The sequence below is a fragment of the Rhodococcus rhodochrous genome, assembly GCF_014854695.1.
Classification (GTDB): Bacteria; Actinomycetota; Actinomycetes; order Mycobacteriales; family Mycobacteriaceae; genus Rhodococcus.
Genome location: NZ_CP027557.1, coordinates 4,664,594 through 4,680,167, shown reverse-complemented (window position 1 = coordinate 4,680,167; position 15,574 = coordinate 4,664,594). Strand labels below are relative to the sequence as shown.

General features: G+C 68.4%; 12 protein-coding genes. 5 read left to right on the top strand and 7 right to left on the bottom strand.

Annotated features, from left to right (window positions below):
* Positions 1-129: 129 nt before the first annotated feature.
* Both C6Y44_RS21285 and C6Y44_RS21280 read right to left on the bottom strand, forming a co-directional pair.
* Positions 130-1,212 carry an isochorismate synthase gene (locus tag C6Y44_RS21285; protein ID WP_159417509.1) on the bottom strand — a complete coding sequence of 361 codons (1,083 nt, stop codon included), beginning with the start codon at positions 1,210-1,212 and terminating at the stop codon, positions 130-132.
* 55 nt (positions 1,213-1,267) lie between these two features.
* Complete coding sequence (locus C6Y44_RS21280; RefSeq protein WP_159417510.1) at positions 1,268-1,735, bottom strand: universal stress protein; 468 nt, start codon at positions 1,733-1,735, stop codon at positions 1,268-1,270.
* Positions 1,736-1,848: 113 nt separating this feature from the next.
* Between C6Y44_RS21280 and C6Y44_RS21275 the strand changes: the two genes are divergently transcribed.
* Together C6Y44_RS21275 and C6Y44_RS21270 are read left to right on the top strand one after the other, a co-directional pair.
* Complete coding sequence (locus C6Y44_RS21275; RefSeq protein ID WP_159417511.1) at positions 1,849-3,048, top strand: glycoside hydrolase family 3 N-terminal domain-containing protein; 1,200 nt, start codon at positions 1,849-1,851, stop codon at positions 3,046-3,048.
* A 75-nt stretch (positions 3,049-3,123) separates the two neighbouring features.
* On the top strand, positions 3,124-3,732 hold the full coding sequence (locus C6Y44_RS21270) for a TetR/AcrR family transcriptional regulator (protein ID WP_006552668.1): 609 nt from the start codon (positions 3,124-3,126) through the stop codon (positions 3,730-3,732).
* A 110-nt stretch (positions 3,733-3,842) separates the two neighbouring features.
* Here C6Y44_RS21270 and C6Y44_RS21265 read toward each other — a convergent pair whose 3' ends face one another.
* Together C6Y44_RS21265 and C6Y44_RS21260 are read right to left on the bottom strand one after the other, a co-directional pair.
* Positions 3,843-4,700, bottom strand: a complete 858-nt coding sequence (locus C6Y44_RS21265) for a MaoC/PaaZ C-terminal domain-containing protein (RefSeq protein ID WP_120280368.1) — start codon at positions 4,698-4,700, stop codon at positions 3,843-3,845.
* Positions 4,701-6,047, bottom strand: a complete 1,347-nt coding sequence (locus tag C6Y44_RS21260) for a 3-oxoacyl-ACP reductase (RefSeq protein ID WP_120283685.1) — start codon at positions 6,045-6,047, stop codon at positions 4,701-4,703.
* 124 nt (positions 6,048-6,171) lie between these two features.
* Between C6Y44_RS21260 and C6Y44_RS21255 the strand changes: the two genes are divergently transcribed.
* Positions 6,172-7,485, top strand: a complete 1,314-nt coding sequence (locus C6Y44_RS21255; protein ID WP_159417512.1) for an acetyl-CoA C-acetyltransferase — start codon at positions 6,172-6,174, stop codon at positions 7,483-7,485.
* 230 nt (positions 7,486-7,715) lie between these two features.
* A complete protein-coding gene (locus C6Y44_RS21250) occupies positions 7,716-10,391 on the top strand; it encodes a VanW family protein (protein ID WP_192378586.1) in 2,676 nt (891 codons plus the stop codon).
* Positions 10,392-10,467: 76 nt separating this feature from the next.
* Here C6Y44_RS21250 and C6Y44_RS21245 read toward each other — a convergent pair whose 3' ends face one another.
* From C6Y44_RS21245 to C6Y44_RS21235, 3 genes are all read right to left on the bottom strand, one after another.
* Positions 10,468-11,679: an oxygenase MpaB family protein gene (locus C6Y44_RS21245; protein ID WP_225623644.1), complete on the bottom strand. Its 1,212-nt coding sequence runs from the start codon at positions 11,677-11,679 to the stop codon at positions 10,468-10,470.
* 138 nt (positions 11,680-11,817) lie between these two features.
* Positions 11,818-13,653 carry an acyl-CoA dehydrogenase gene (locus C6Y44_RS21240; protein ID WP_159417513.1) on the bottom strand — a complete coding sequence of 612 codons (1,836 nt, stop codon included), beginning with the start codon at positions 13,651-13,653 and terminating at the stop codon, positions 11,818-11,820.
* Between the two features lie 97 nt (positions 13,654-13,750).
* On the bottom strand, positions 13,751-14,359 hold the full coding sequence (locus tag C6Y44_RS21235) for an SAM-dependent methyltransferase (RefSeq protein ID WP_159417514.1): 609 nt from the start codon (positions 14,357-14,359) through the stop codon (positions 13,751-13,753).
* 163 nt (positions 14,360-14,522) lie between these two features.
* On the opposite strand from C6Y44_RS21235, the gene C6Y44_RS21230 reads away from it, so the two are divergent.
* The gene (locus tag C6Y44_RS21230; protein ID WP_120280364.1) at positions 14,523-15,545 is read left to right on the top strand and encodes a beta-ketoacyl-ACP synthase III; all 1,023 of its coding nucleotides are present in this window, start codon (positions 14,523-14,525) and stop codon (positions 15,543-15,545) included.
* Positions 15,546-15,574: the final 29 nt, after the last annotated feature.

Genomic DNA, 15,574 nt, shown 5'->3' with positions numbered 1-15,574 from the left:
ATCTCCAGTGACGCAGGCAGTCATCGCCGGCCGCCACGCTGTCTATCGGTCCGCGCCAAACTATCACCCCGGAAGGCGTCGGCGGACGGTGCGAGCCTCCGAGTCGATCTTCACCGTTGCCGCGGTGCGCTACACACCCAGCACGCCGAGCAGCGTGCGTAGTTTGGCGGTGGTCTCGTCGAGTTCGGCGACGGGATCGGAATCGGCCACGATGCCGCCTCCGGCCCAGGTCACGGCGCGTCGGCCGTCGGAACTGAGCTCCGCGCACCGGATGGCGACGAACCAGTCGCCGTCGCCCTGTTCGTCGCACCAGCCCACCGCGCCGCCGTAGAAGCGCCGGTCGCCCTCGACCCGGGAGATCACGTCCAGCGCGGCCTCGGTGGGGGTGCCCGCCACGGCCGGGGTGGGGTGCAGGACGTGGGCGAGGGTGAGCGCGTCGGTGCCGGCGTCGCGGAGGGTGCCGGTGATCGGCGTGGCGAGATGCCAGACATCGGGTGTCGCGGTGAGTTCGGGCTTGTCGGGGATGTCGAGGTCGCTGCACAGCGGGGCCAGTCGGGTGCGGATCCAGTCGACGACGTAACCGTGCTCGGTGAGGTTCTTGTCCGAGGTCAGCAGGTCCTCACCGGCGCGGCGGTCCTCGTCCGGATCGGCCCGGCGTGCGGCGGTCCCGGCGAGGGGACGGCACGTGACGGTGTCGCCGCGCCGGCTCACGAGCAGTTCGGGGGTCGCCCCGACCAGCGTGTGACCCCAATAGCGTTCGCCCGCCGCGCTCAGGTCCAGCGCGTACGTCGCCGCGTCGGGATGGCGTTCGATCATGCGGGCCGCGAGAGCGAGCGGGTCGAGCGGTTCGTCGGCCTCGAGCGTGACCCGCCGGGCGGCGACGACCTTCTCCATCTCCCCGAGGGACATCTGCTCCACGAGCCGGCGCACCCGCTCGACGTGCACGCGGGGCAGCGGCAGTTCGGCGGAGATCCGCACCGGCGGCAGGTCCGACAGGTCGGGAGGGGCCTGCCACGGGCCGTCGACGAGCTCGACGTCGTCGGGCTGCGCGAGGGCCACCGGACGGTGCCGCGAGAACGGCAGTGCACCGACGACGATCGTCGCCTTACCGCTGCGGAGTGCCTGCGTGGCGGAGTGGACGTCGTCGAAGAACCGGCGGGTGCCGGTGGCGTGCACCGAGCGTTCGGCGCGCGAGAGCAGGAATCCGTCCATGGTGGATCGACAATATCCCTGCCCGCACCCGGCGCCGGTGACCCGGTACGGGGCGTCAGCGACCCGGCGGCACGATCAGGACCGGCCGGTGACTGTGCCGGAGCACGTGATCGGCCACCGACGACTGCAACAGCGACCGCAGACCGGTGGTGCCGCGGGTGCCGGTGACGATGATGTCGACGTCCAGCTCGTCGGCGGCCTCGATGATCGCCGACCACACCGCGTTGACGACCTCGACGGTGCGGCCCTCGGCGTGCAGACCTACCGAGCGTGCCATCTCGAGACCCTCGTCGTTGGTGATGCGGGCGTCGGACAGGGCGACGTCCTCGCTGTCCTCGTCGGGCACCCAGTCGGGTTGCATGACACCGGACAGGCCGGACATGCGGGCGGCCTGCCGGACCATCGGCTCCCAGGCGGTGACGACGACGGCGCGGCACGACTCGAGGAAACGACCCGCATACCGCACGGCACGCTTCGAGTTCTCGGAACCGTCGTAGGCGATGAGGATCAGATCTGCGCCCACCGCGTACCCCCTGGGTCGGATTCGGATGCTCGGGTGCACCTTAACCCGCCGGAGCGTCCCTGGGGGAGGTTCGAGCTGTGGGTCCTCGAGGTTCGTCCGCTACCGTCGGCACCATGCGGATCCGTCACACTGTCGCCGCCGTGCTCGCGGTCGCCCTCACCACCGCGGGATGCGGTTCGTCCGATTCGGGCGGCGACGACCCGGTCGAGACGACGTCGAGCCTGGCGCCCGCCTCGTCCGACACCGCGCCCGCCTCGTCCACCACCGCGACCGCCACGACCACCGAGGCGACCGCGGCCGCGACGTCGGCGACCTGCGGCGACGATCTGCTCGCCCGGCTGACGCTGCGGCAGAAGCTCGCCCAGTTGCTCAACGTCGGGGTCACCGGAGCCGTCGACGCGCAGGCCATCGTCGAATCCGAGCAGATCGGCGGCATCTTCATCGGCAGCTGGACCGACGCGTCGATGCTCACCGACGGTCTCGTGCCGCAGGTGGCCGCGCAGAGCGCATTGCCGCTCATGGTCACGATCGACGAGGAGGGCGGCCGCGTGTCGCGCGTGGGCGACCTGTTCGGACCCGATCCGTCCGCGCGGGTGACGGCGCAGACGATGACGGTCGACGAGACCTACCGGATGGCGTTCGAACGCGGACAGGAACTGAAGTCGCTGGGCATCACCGTCGACTTCGCGCCGGACGTCGACGTGAGCAGCCAGCCCGACGACTCGGTCATAGGCGACCGTTCGTTCTCCGACGATCCCGAGGTTGTCACGCAGTACGCCGGCGCCTATGCGCGGGGACTGATCGACGCCGGAATCATGCCGGTGCTCAAGCACTTCCCGGGTCACGGCTCGGCCTCCGGTGATTCGCACACCGGTGCCGTGACGACCCCGCCGATCGAGCAACTGCAGCAGAGCGATCTCGTGCCGTACCGCAGCCTGGTCTCGCCCGAGGTGGGCGTCATGCTCGGTCACCTCGACGTGCCGGGTCTGACCGGCGGCCTGCCCGCGAGCATCAGCCCGGCAGCGGTGGACCTGCTCCGCTCGGGTGCCTACGGCGGCCCCGCCTTCGGTGGCGTGATCTTCACCGACGACCTGTCGGGGATGCGCGCGATCACCGATACCTACGGCATCACCGAGGCCGTCGAGGCCGCGATGGTGGCGGGCGTGAACCAGGCACTGTGGCTGACCACCGACGAGGTGCCCGCCGTGCTCGACCATCTCGAGCAGGTCGTCGCGGAGGGCACGCTCTCGCCGGAATGGGTCGACGAGTCGGTACGGACCGTGACACGCGCGAAGGGCGCTCTGGACTGCTGAAATGTCGCAGGTTGCTTCGACCACAGGCTTCCTACCGTAGAGTAAGAAATTCATTCGAGGAGTCCGGGAGGAGTCATGGCGGGCGGAACCAAGCGACTGCCGCGTGCGGTCCGCGAGCAACAGATGCTGGACGCCGCCGTCGAAGTGTTCTCCGAGCACGGTTTCCACAACACGTCCATGGACGCCATCGCAGCGCGGGCGTCGATCTCGAAGCCGATGCTCTACCTGTACTACGGGTCGAAGGACGAGTTGTTCGCGGCGTGCATCGCCCGCGAGGGACAGCGGTTCGTCGAGGCGCTCACACCGGCGGGTGATCCCACCCTCGCCCCGCGTGAACAACTGCGGGTCGCGCTCGAGTCGTTCCTCGGCTTCGTCGACGAGCACCGGCCGTCGTGGATGGTCCTCTATCGTCAGGCGCTGTCGCAGCAGGCCTTCGCGCCCCAGGTGCAGGGCAGCCGCGACCGGCTGATCGAACTCACCGCGCATCTGCTCGAATCGAGCACGCGCGATCCGGAACCCGACACGAACTTCACGATCATGGCCGTCGCGCTCGTCGGTGCCGGTGAGGCCGTCGCCGACCGCATCGCCGGTGGTGAGATCGACGTGCAGCAGGCTGCGGATCTGCTCGAGAACCTGGCCTGGCGCGGTCTCGCGGGACGTAAGCGTTCCGACCAGATGCACTGATTCTTCTCGCCGGGAATGCTTCGGCCGCAAGGATATTCACACAAGGGTTCGGGCGGGGCGGAACGCCCCCATCGCGTCCCGTCCCGCCCGAAATCTCGGTTGTTCCCGTCCTACCGCAGCGTGGCGGTCAAGTGCGGGTACTGCTTCTTCGGATGCCGCAGTGCCAGATCCCACCCGTCGGCGACGTGCTGCGCGTACAGGCTCAGCGACGACGGCAACAGCACCGGCTTCCCGAACCGCACCGCGTAGGTCACCTTGCCGGGAATCCGCCCCTCGACTGCCGACAGGGTGGCCGCCGCGCTCCACATGCCGTGGGCGATGGTCTTCGGAAATCCGAAGGCCTTGGCACCCAGGGTCGAGACGTGGATCGGGTTGCGGTCACCGGAGACCGCCGCGTAGCGGTCGATGACCTTCTGGTCGACCCGCAGCGTGGAGGTGGGGACCAGGGGGATCTCCTCCTCCTTCGGCTCCGGCTTGGGCTGACCCGACAGCGACGTGCGCTGCTGGTGCAGGAAGGTCGACGTCTGCCGCCACACCAGCTCGCGTCCGACGTTGACCTCGCTGACGAGATCGACGAGCAGGCCCTTACGGTGTTCGCGCATGTTCTCCGCGTGCACCGCGATGTCGAGCGGCTCGGTGACCGAGATCGGCCGGAACTGCTCGATCACGTTCTCGGCGTGCACCGAACCGACGGCGGCGAACGGAAAGCCCTTCGACACCATCAGTTTCATCACGAGCGGGAACGTGAGGACGAACGGATAGGTCAGCGGCAGGCTGTCGCCGAACCGCAACCCGCACACCTTGGTGTACTCGGCGAGATCGTCGGGATCGACCTTCAGCGACCGCAGGACCAGGACGTCGTCGGGCAGGCTGTCGCCCGAGGCGCCCACGACGGGCAGTGCCCCGAGCACGGCCCGGCTGTAGATGTCGAAGGTCGACGGCAGCGAGGGCAGTTCGATCCGTGCCATCTAGGCCCCCAGCATGGACTGGCCGCACACGCGCACGACCTGCCCGGTCACGGCGCTCGACGCGGGGTTCGCGAACCACGCGACGGTCTCGGCGACGTCGACGGTCTCGCCGCCCTGCTGCAGCGAACTCATCAGGCGGCCGGCCTCGCGGGTGGCGACCGGGATCGCGGCCGTCATAGCGGTCTCGATGAAGCCCGGAGCGACGGCGTTGACGGTGATCTTCTTGTCGGCGAGCGCCTCGCTGGTCGCCTGGACGAGGCCGATGACACCGGCCTTCGAGGCGCCGTAGTTGGTCTGGCCGCGGTTACCGGCGATACCGGCGATCGACGACACGTCGATGACCCGGCCGCCCTCCTTCAGCGCGCCCTTCTCGACGAGCACGTCGGTGATCTTCTGCGGGGCGATCAGGTTCACACCCATCACGGCGTTCCAGCGGGCGGCGTCCATGTTGACGAGCAGCTTGTCGCGGGTGATGCCGGCGTTGTGGACGATGATGTCGGCGCCGCCGTGACGCTCGAGCAGGTGCGCGGCGAGCTTCTCGCCGGCGTCGGGGGCGGTGACGTCGAGCGCGAAGGCGGTGCCGCCGACCTTGTTGGCGGTCTGGGTCAGCGCGTCGCCGGCCGCGGGGACGTCGGCGGCGACGACGGTCGCGCCGTCGCGGGCGAGGACCTCGGCGATCGTCGCGCCGATGCCGCGGGCCGCGCCGGTGACGACCGCGACCTTGCCGGCGAGCGGGCGCTCCCACGACTCGGGGGCGGTGGCGTCGCCCTCACCGATGCGGATCACCTGGGCGTCGACGAAGGCCGACTTCGCCGAGAGCAGGAAGCGCAGCGTCGACTCCACACCGGACAGGCCGGTCGCGGCCTTCGGGGAGACGTAGACGAGCTGCACGGTCGCGCCGCGACGCAGTTCCTTGCCGACGCTGCGCGTGAAGCCCTCGAGGGCGCGCTGAGCGATGCGCTCGTCGACCGATCCGGCTTCCTCGGGCGTGGTGCCGAGGACGACGACGCGGCCGCTCGGGGCGAGATTGCGCAGGGTGGGCTGGAAGAACGTGAAGAGCTGTTCGAGGCCCGCGGGGTCGGTGATGCCGGTAGCGTCGAAGACGAGTGCGCCGAACTTCGTGTCGGACGGCTCGGCGAACGTGTAGTCGCTCAGGAGGTTGCGGATCGGTTCGACCAGGCGGCCGTTGCCGCCGAGCAGGACGGGGCCGGGGAGCGGGGGCTCGCCGGGCTGGTAGCGCCGGAGCTTCTCGGGCTGTGGCAGACCGAACTGCTTGGCGAGGAACGCTCCGGGTGCGGACGAGATGAGCTGGGCGTAGAGCTTGGGTGCGCCCTTGGCTTCGGCCACGATTCCACCTTCTTCGATTCGGTCGTCGGTGCAGTGTTCGACAGCAAGCGTGTTCGACAACAAACTTACCCGTGAGTAAGAATAGTAGCCAGAAGTCGAATCCGTCCGAAACCGGGAGACACCAGTGACCACCAAAGCCCGTTCCACGCAGCAGCGCCGTGTCGCCGTTCTCGGAGGCAACCGGATCCCGTTCGCCCGGTCCGACCGCAAGTACGCCCGCGCGTCCAACCAGGACATGTTCACCGCCACCCTCGACGGTCTCGTCGGCCGCTTCAACCTGCAGGGTGAGCGCCTCGGTGCCGTCGTCGGCGGTGCGGTCCTCAAGCACGCCCGCGACTTCAACCTCGTGCGTGAAAGCGTGCTCGGCAGTGCGCTGAGCCCCTACACCCCGGCCTGGGATCTGCAGCAGGCCTGCGGCACCGGCCTGCAGTCGATCATCGCGGTCGGCGACGCCATCGCCGCCGGACGGATCGAGGCGGGTATCGGCGGTGGCGTCGATACCACCTCCGACGCTCCGATCGCCGTGAACAACCAGCTCCGCGAGTTCCTGCTCTCTCTGAACCGGGCCCGCACCACAACCGACCGGGTCAAGCTGCTCGGTAACGTCCGCCCGTCGATGCTCGGCATCGAGATCCCGCGCAACGGTGAGCCGCGCACCGGCCTGTCGATGGGTGAGCACGCCGCGATCACCGCCAAGGAGTTCGGTATCGCCCGCGAGGCGCAGGACGAGCTCGCCGTCGCGAGCCACCGCAACATGGCCGCCGCCTACGACCGCGGTTTCTTCGACGACCTCGTCACCCCGTTCCTCGGGCTGACCCGCGACGACAACCTGCGTCCCGACTCGTCGGTGGAGAAGCTGTCGACGCTGAAGCCGGTCTTCGGCACCAAGCTCGGTGACGCCACCATGACTGCCGGCAACTCGACGCCGCTCACCGACGGCGCGTCGGCCGCGCTGCTGTCGAGCGAGGAGTGGGCCGCCGAGCGCAAGCTGCCGGTGCTCGCCTACCTCGTCGACTCCGAGACCGCTGCGGTCGACTACATCCACGGCGGCGACGGGCTGCTCATGGCGCCCACCTACGCCATCCCGCGCCTGCTGCAGCGCAACGGCCTGACCCTGCAGGACTTCGACTTCTACGAGATCCACGAGGCGTTCGCCTCCGTGGTGCTCGCCACACTCCAGGCGTTCGAGTCGGAGGAGTACTGCAAGGGCAAGCTGGGCCTCGACGCCCCGCTCGGCTCGATCGACCGCAGCAAGCTCAACGTCAACGGCTCGTCGCTGGCGGCCGGCCACCCGTTCGCCGCGACCGGCGGCCGGATCGTCGCCTCGCTGGCGAAGATGCTGCACGAGAAGAAGCAGGAGACCGGCAAGCCCGTCCGCGGCCTGATCTCCATCTGCGCCGCAGGTGGACAGGGTGTGACGGCGATTCTCGAGGCCTGATCGACACCCCTCGGAAGTCGTTGAGGAAAAAAGTTCCGTTCGGTGTGTAACGCTCCGCGACGGACAGCGATAGACCCAGCGACCCCGCGCTGCTGCCTGACCCCCGACCTGGTAGCAACGCGGGGTCTTCGCATTCCGGGCGCAGCCGCCCGAAGCTGGGGCACTACCCTTGAAACCAGGTAGTCGGCGCACGAATTCGACGGCGCGCCCAGCTTTGCGAAGGGATCCGGGTGAGCGGCAGCAACGGGACCGACGAGTCCCCTCACGAGCACGACGACGCACGAACCGAGAACGTCGGTTCGACGGCGGAGTCGGCTCGTGAGGCCGAGGGTGCGTCGGCTCCTACCGAGCGTTTCGAAGCGGTCGATCCTCACCGGGAGGTCACCGAGGCGAAGGCGAGCGGTGTCACCGAGGCGAAGGCGAGCAGTGTCACCGAGGCGAAGGCGAGCAGTGTCACCGAGGCGAAGGCGGATGCCGAGGCCCCGCAGGCTCCCGCGGAGGTCCGAGCCGAGAACACGGAGCGAGTAGCTCCCACGAACACGGAGCAGGTGGCTCCCACGAACACGGAGCAGGTGGCTCCCACGAACACGGAGCAGGTGGCTCCCACGAACACGGAGCAGGTGGCTCCCACGAACACGGAGCAGGTGGCTCCCACGAACACGGAGCAGGTAGCTCCCACGAACACGGCCCAAGCGGCGCCCACCGGCGCGGATGAGGCCCCGACGGAGAACGTCCATCCCTCGGAGGCGCCCACCGCGGTCATCCCGGTCGTCGCGCCGGGGGACCGGGCACCGGGCGACGGATCGTCCGCCGCCACCGATCGTCTCCTCCGTTCGCAGGAGGAACAGAATCCGGCACAGCCCGGTCCCGAACAGGCGGGGGCTCCCGTCCCACCCACGTCGACGGCGATGCCGTCGGCCGCCCACCCACCGCAGGGTGACCAGCCGACCCAGCAGATGCAGGCGGGTCCGCCACCGCAGGGACCGCCTCCCGTCACCCCTCCGCCCACCGGCGGATCGGGAGGTTCCGGCGGCGACGGCGACGAACCGGGCAGGTCCGGGTCGAATCTGCCCCGGCGCACGATCGCGCTCGTCGTCGGTGGCGTCGTCGCACTGCTCGCAGTGTTCTACGTGGCCGATCTGGCGTTGTCGTCGGGCAAGGTGCCGCGCGGTGTCACCGTCGCGGGTGTCGAGATCGGCGGTATGTCACTCGACGCGGCCGAGGCCGAACTCACCGAGCAACTGACGCCGCGTCTCGACATGCCCGTCGACGTCACCGCCGGCGACACCCAGGGGCAGATCGTGCCGTCGGAGGCCGGAATCGGGATCGACTGGCCCGCGACGCTCGACCAGGTGGGTTCGCAGCCACTCAATCCGTTCACGCGACTCGCGTCGTTCTTCGGGAACGACGAGGTCGGCGTGGTCTCCACCCGCGACGAGGTGGCTCTCTCCGCAGCCATCGAGAAGGCCGCTGCCGCCGCCGCGCACGAACCGCGCGAGGGCAACATCGTCTTCGAGGACGGCACGCCCGTTCCGGTGACGCCGCAGCCCGGCCAGCAACTCGACGTGGCCGTCGCAGGCGACGTCTTCGCCGGGCGCTGGCCGTACGGCGACGTCGCGCTGCCTGTCGAGAGCGTCGACGTCACCGTCACCCGCGAGGGCCTCGACCGGGCGCTGGCGGAGGTCGCCGTCCCGGCCGTGGCGCAGGATCTGGTCGTCCGGGGGCTCGACGGGGCCGTCGGTGTGCTGCCGCGCGACGCGGTGGGCGCCGTCCTGTCGTTCGTGCCGGACGGTTCGGGTGGACTCCAACCGCAGTACAACACCGAGGCCGCGATCGGCATCCTCGCGCCGCAGCTCGCCCCCTCGGAGACCGAACCGAAGGATGCGCGGATCGTCCTCGACGGTGGTCGTCCGACGATCGTGCCCAGCGAGACCGGTGAGATGGTCGACTGGCCCGTCACCCTCGAGAGGTTGCCCGACCTGCTGAAGGAGGAGGGCGACCGCAGCACCGACGCGGTGTACAAGAAGGCCGAACCCGAACTCACCACCGAAGGCGCCGAGAAGCTCGGCATCAAGGAAGTGGTCTCGGAGTTCACCACCAGCGGCTTCGAATACGCCTCCGGTGTCAACATCCGGCTGGCCGCGCAGGAGATCAACGGCGCCATCGTCAAGCCGGGGGAGACCTTCTCCTTCAACGACTACACCGGTCCGCGCGGTGCGGCGCAGGGGTACATCGAGTCGGGCATCATCGAGGCCGGACGTCCCGGTAAGGCCGTGGGCGGTGGCATCAGCCAGCTCGCGACCACCCTCTACAACGCGACCTATTTCGCCGGGATGGAGGACGTCGAGCACACCGAGCACAGCTACTACATCTCCCGGTACCCGGCGGCCCGCGAGGCCACGATCTACGACGGTGCCATCGACCTGAAGTTCCGCAACCCGTTCGACACGGGCGTCCTGATCCAGACCATCGGCACGAGCTCGGACATCACGGTGCGTATCTGGGGCACCAAGACCGTCGACGTCCAGTCGATCACCGGCAACCGCACGAACTTCACCTCGCCCAACACGATCACGTTGCCCGCCGGTTCGGCCTGTATCCCGTCGAGCGGCGCGCAGGGCTTCACCGTCACCGACACCCGGATCGTCACCGACGCACGGACGGGCGCGCAGATCTCGAACGCGACCCGCACGGTCCGGTACGACCCGGTCCCGATCGTGAAGTGCATCAGCCCCGAACCGGAACCCAGTGACGAGCCCTCCGGTGGCGGCGACGACGCGACCTCCGGCGACACCGGAGCGGAAGACGCCGAGGCCGAGGACGCACCGGCGCCCGCACCCGGATCGCCTGCGGCCGAAGCGCCGGCAGCCGAGGCACCTGCAGCGGGTGGAACCGAGGAGGAGTAGCGGACGCCCTCGAAACTTCGGGGAGGTTGTGTGCGGTTCCGGTGAAGGAACACGCACACAACCTCCCCTTGTTTCGTCACTCCGGAAGCGGCACCACGTCGGGGATCTCGCCGTCGAGGATGCGGAGCTGTGCGTCGCGCAGTTGTTTCTCGCCGTGCCGCTGCAGCCACGCCTTCCCGGCAGGGAAGCGGCCGATCACATGGTGTTCGACGACGTTCACAGCTATTCGACCGACCGGATACCACGGCGGACGTAGCGGAACCTTCAGCGCGAGGACCCCGGACGGGCCGAGAAGTGTCGTCGCGAGCGACAGCCCGCGTTCGTATTCGTACCGTCGACGCAACGCCTGGAAACGCGGATACCGCGTGTGGAGCGGCAGTTCGACGAGCGACCTGGCGAGCATGTGGCTGTTCTCGTCGGCGGCGGGTGAGGACGACCCGATCTGGTACATCATCCGCAGTCCCGCGCGCTCCTCGAACCGGAGCCACTTCGGGTCGACGCCCATCAACCAGCCCACATACGCCCACAGGTGCAGGACGGCCTCGGCCTCGCGCCGGGTGTATCGCACCCCCAGGACGCGGGTGTGGAGCAGGAAGGTGATCGAGAACAGGCCCAGCGTGCCGGCCTGGTCGAACTGGTTGACCGGTAGCCCGCGGAACTCGGTGTCCCACTCGCCGTCGTGCTCGTGGTGGTAGTCGACGAAGGCGTGCATCAGCCGCACGTGCACCGACAGTTTGAATCCCTCGCCGAACCGTTCGAGACCGCCGTCGGCGACGCATCCGTTCCACCACGTCCCGGTCTCGGCGATACGTCGACGGGTGCGCTCGCCGGTGAGACGACCGGACGAGGTCAGCACCGGCAGCGGACCGGAGTTGTTGTATCCGCCGAGCAGCGAGCCGTAGGCGAGGACGTCGCCGACGTCGGATCCGACCCTGCGCAGTGTGCGGGCGCCGAGCGCGATCCTGTCGCGGTCGACCCAGTCGGGGGTGTCCTCGAGCATCTCGAAGTACTTCCGGAGCACGGGAGGGGCGTCGGGGACAGCGTCGATGCCCTCGGCGAGCGCGGTGCGGAACTGCGCGAGGGTGACGGTGCGGTCGCGCCGAATGGCCCGCACCAACTCGGCACTCGGTTCGTCGCGCTCGAGCAGCGCACGGCGCAGGGCGTCCGCTTCCTCGGGCGTGGCGTCGGGAGCGCGTCCCGCGAACGGGCGTAGGGGTGCGGTGATGCGGGCGGCCTTCTCGCGGTCGCGCATGTACCGAGTCGTGGTGGACGTGCCGGTGATGGTCACGGGCTCAGAGTGCTACTGACAACAAAGGTTGTCAATGCTGCTCCCGAAACGACGAGACCGACGTCGTGTGCGAAATCCGTCGGGAAATCGCGCACAACGTCGGTCTCGTCTATCGCGCTACCGCCGTGAGCGGTTCGATCAGAACGCCGCTTCGTCGAGCTCCATGATGTCGAGGTCGACGTCGGTGATGATCTGACGCGCGACGCTCAGCTCCGGCAGGACGTTCTTGGCGAAGAAGGACGCGGCCGCGACCTTGCCCTCGTAGAACGCCTTGTCCGAGGCATCGACGCCGGCGTCGAGTGCGGAGAGCGCGATCTCGGCGTGCTCGAGCAGCAGCCAGCCGATCATCAGGTCGCCGAACGCCTCGAGGAAGCGGACCGAACCGAGGCCGACCTTGTACAGCTCGGTGGGCTGCTCCTGCGCACCCATGAGGTACTGGGTGAGCGTGGCGACCATCGTCTGGGTCTCGCCGAGGGCGGTGGCCAGGAGCGTGCGCTCCTTCTTCAGACGCTGGTCGGCGTCGTCGCGCTCGACGAACTTCTTGATCTCACCGGCGACGTGGGCGAGCGCCACACCGCGGTCGCGGGCGATCTTCCGGAAGAAGAAGTCCTGCGCCTGGATGGCGGTGGTGCCCTCGTACAGCGAGTCGATTTTCGAGTCGCGGATGTACTGCTCGATCGGGTAGTCCTGCAGGAAGCCCGAACCGCCGAGGGTCTGGAGCGAATCCTTCAGGTACTGGTACGCCCGCTCGGAGCCGCAGCCCTTGACGACCGGCAGCAGCAGGTCGTTGATGCGGTGCGCGAGACCGGCGTCGGCGCCGGAGACCTGCTCGGCGACGGAGTCGTCCTGGTGCGCGGCGGTGTACAGGTACACGGCGCGCAGGCCCTCGGAGTAGGCCTTCTGCATCGCGAGCGAACGACGGACGTCCGGGTGGTGCATGATCGACACGCGTGGGGCGGTCTTGTCGGACATCTGGGTCAGGTCGGCGCCCTGGATGCGCTCCTTGGCGTAGTCGAGGGCGTTGAGGTAGCCGGTCGACAGGGTCGCGATGGCCTTCGTGCCGACCATCATGCGGGCGTGCTCGATGACGTCGAACATCTGCGCGATGCCGTTGTGGACCTCACCGACGAGCCAGCCCTGGGCCGGAACACCGTGGCCGCCGAAGGTGACCTCGCAGGTCGCGGAGGCCTTGAGGCCCATCTTGTGCTCGACGTTGGTGACGAAGACGCCGTTGCGCTCGCCCATCTCGTTCTTCTCGAAGTCGAAGTGGAACTTCGGGACGAAGAACAGCGACAGGCCCTTGGTGCCGGGGCCGGCACCCTCGGGGCGGGCGAGGACCAGATGGAAGATGTTCTCGAACAGGTCGTCGGAGTCGGCCGAGGTGATGAACCGCTTGACGCCCTCGATGTGCCAGGAGCCGTCGTCCTGCTTGATCGCCTTGGTGCGACCGGCGCCGACGTCGGATCCGGCGTCGGGCTCGGTGAGGACCATGGTGGCGCCCCAGCCGCGCTCGACGCAGGTGGCGGCCCACTGCTTCTGCTCGTCGGTGCCGTTGTCGTAGAGCACGCCGGCGAAGGCCGGGCCGGCCGCGTACATGAACGCCGCCGGCTGGGCGCCGAGCATCATCTCGTTGACGGCCCACAGGAGGCTGCGGGGTGCGTCGGTGCCGCCGATCTCCTCGGGGATGCCCATCGACCAGTAACCGGCGTCCCACCAGGCGCGGAACGACTTCTTGAAGGGCTCGGGAAGCGACACCGAATGGGTCTCGGGGTCGAAGACCGGCGGGTTGCGGTCGGCGTCGGCGAAGCCTTCGGCGGCCGGCCCCTCGGCCAGCGCCTTGACCTCGGCGAGGATGCCGCGCGCGGTGTCCTCGTCCAGATCGCCGAACTTGCCGGCTTCGAGGACCTTCTGAATCTTCAGGAACTCGAACAGGTTGAACTCGAGGTCGCGGAGGTTGCTCTTGTAATGGCCCATGGCGTCGGTGTCTCCCAGTGTGGTGCGGTCCAGCTGGCTTCAAGTACCGCCCAAGTTATTACTCGTCGGTAACATCTCCATGTTACTCGTCGGGCAACTAACTGCCAAGAGGTGGTTTGCTCGCCACGACGAGCGCGTCGATAGCCGTTCCCGCATCGGTTTCCCGATATCGCCGTTCGGCAATCCCGATTTCCAATCTGCCGTCGATTTCCTCGACGAGATCGGTTGGTGTGTACAGGATTTCCTTGTCCTGTGGTCCACCCACGCCCTCCTCGGGATTTATCGCGTCGTGCCCCAGGAATATGAGGATTCCTTCAGGTTTCAGTGAATTGATCGCGCGGTCGAGAAGCGCCTTCCGCTGTGGCGGAGGGAAATGCAAGAAGGCCGAGAGAATCAGGTCATATTCGCCCTCGAACGAGTCGGCCGTCACATCTGCGCGGACGTAGCGGAGCCGGTCTCGCGAACGCGACGGCGCCTGCGCCGCGATCCGGCGGGCCTTGTCGAGGGCGACCTCGGAGAAGTCGATGCCCACGACCTCCCATCCACGCGTTGCCAACCACAAGGAGTGACGACCTTCACCACACCCGAGATCCAGGGCGCGACCGTGCGGCAGCGACGCCACGTGTTCGACGATCACCGGATTGGGCGGCGCGCCCCAGATCAGTTCCGACGCCGCATACTTCTCGTTCCAGTCCTGTGCATCCATACCGCGACGCTAGTCCGCGTGCGGTGAACGAGACGGCCACTTGCGGTACGGGTCACGGAAGCGCATCGTCGGGGTAGCGCTGTGACGAAACCGTGACCTGCGATATCGTTGACCGGATGCGATGTGCCGACACGCGGTACGTCGAGGAGGAGGAGTTCGTCTGATGGGTGCACAGATCGCTGTCCCTGCCCCGCTGAGGAACAGCGCGCTGCTCGGTCTGGGTGTGCACCGCCCCGAGCGCATCGTCACCAACGACGAGATCTGCGAGCAGATCGACTCGAGCGACGAATGGATCCAGTCGCGATCCGGTATCAAGGAGCGCCGCTTCGCCGAGGAGCACCCGAAGGAATCGGTCGTCGACATGGCGACGAGCTCCGCCGAGCAGGCCCTCGCGGCCGCCGGTCTCACGGGTGCGCAGATCGACACCGTGATCGTCGCGACCTCCACCTACCCCTTCCAGACCCCGCAGGCCGCGGCTCTCGTCGCCGACCGCATCGGCACCGGCGGGGCCGCCGCCCTCGACATCGCAGCGGGCTGCGCAGGCTTCTGTTACGCCCTCGGTGTCGCCTCCGATCTCGTGCGCGCCGGTTCCGCCGAGCACGTGCTCGTCGTCGGTGTCGAGCGCATGAGCGACACCACCGAGCCCACCGATCGCTCGGTGCGCTTCATCTTCGGCGACGGTGCCGGTGCCGTCGTCGTCGGCCCGTCCGACGAGGTCGGCGTGGGCCCGACCGTCTGGGGCTCCGACGGCTCGCAGGCCAACGCGATCCGTCAGGAACCCGACTGGGTCGACTTCGCGAACAATCCCGATCAGAAGCGCCCCTGGATCATCATGGAGGGCACCGCGGTCTTCCGCTGGGCTGCCTTCGAGATGAGCAAGTTCGCCCGGCAGATCGCCGACAAGGCCGGCGTGGCCCTCGAGGACCTCGATGCCTTCGTCCCGCACCAGGCAAACCTGCGTATCAACGACGTCATCGTCAAGCAGCTCGAGCTGCCCGAGACGGTCGCGGTCGCCGACGACATCATCGAGACCGGCAACACTTCCGCCGCGTCCATCCCTCTGGCGATGGAGAAGATGCTGCGCACCGGCCAGGTCGAGGCCGGATCCACCGCGCTGCTCCTCGCGTTCGGTGCCGGCCTGTCGTACGCGGGCCAGGTCGTGAAGATGCCCCCGCTGGCGAAGTAGGAAGCGGCAGCAGTACGACTTCGTAGCAG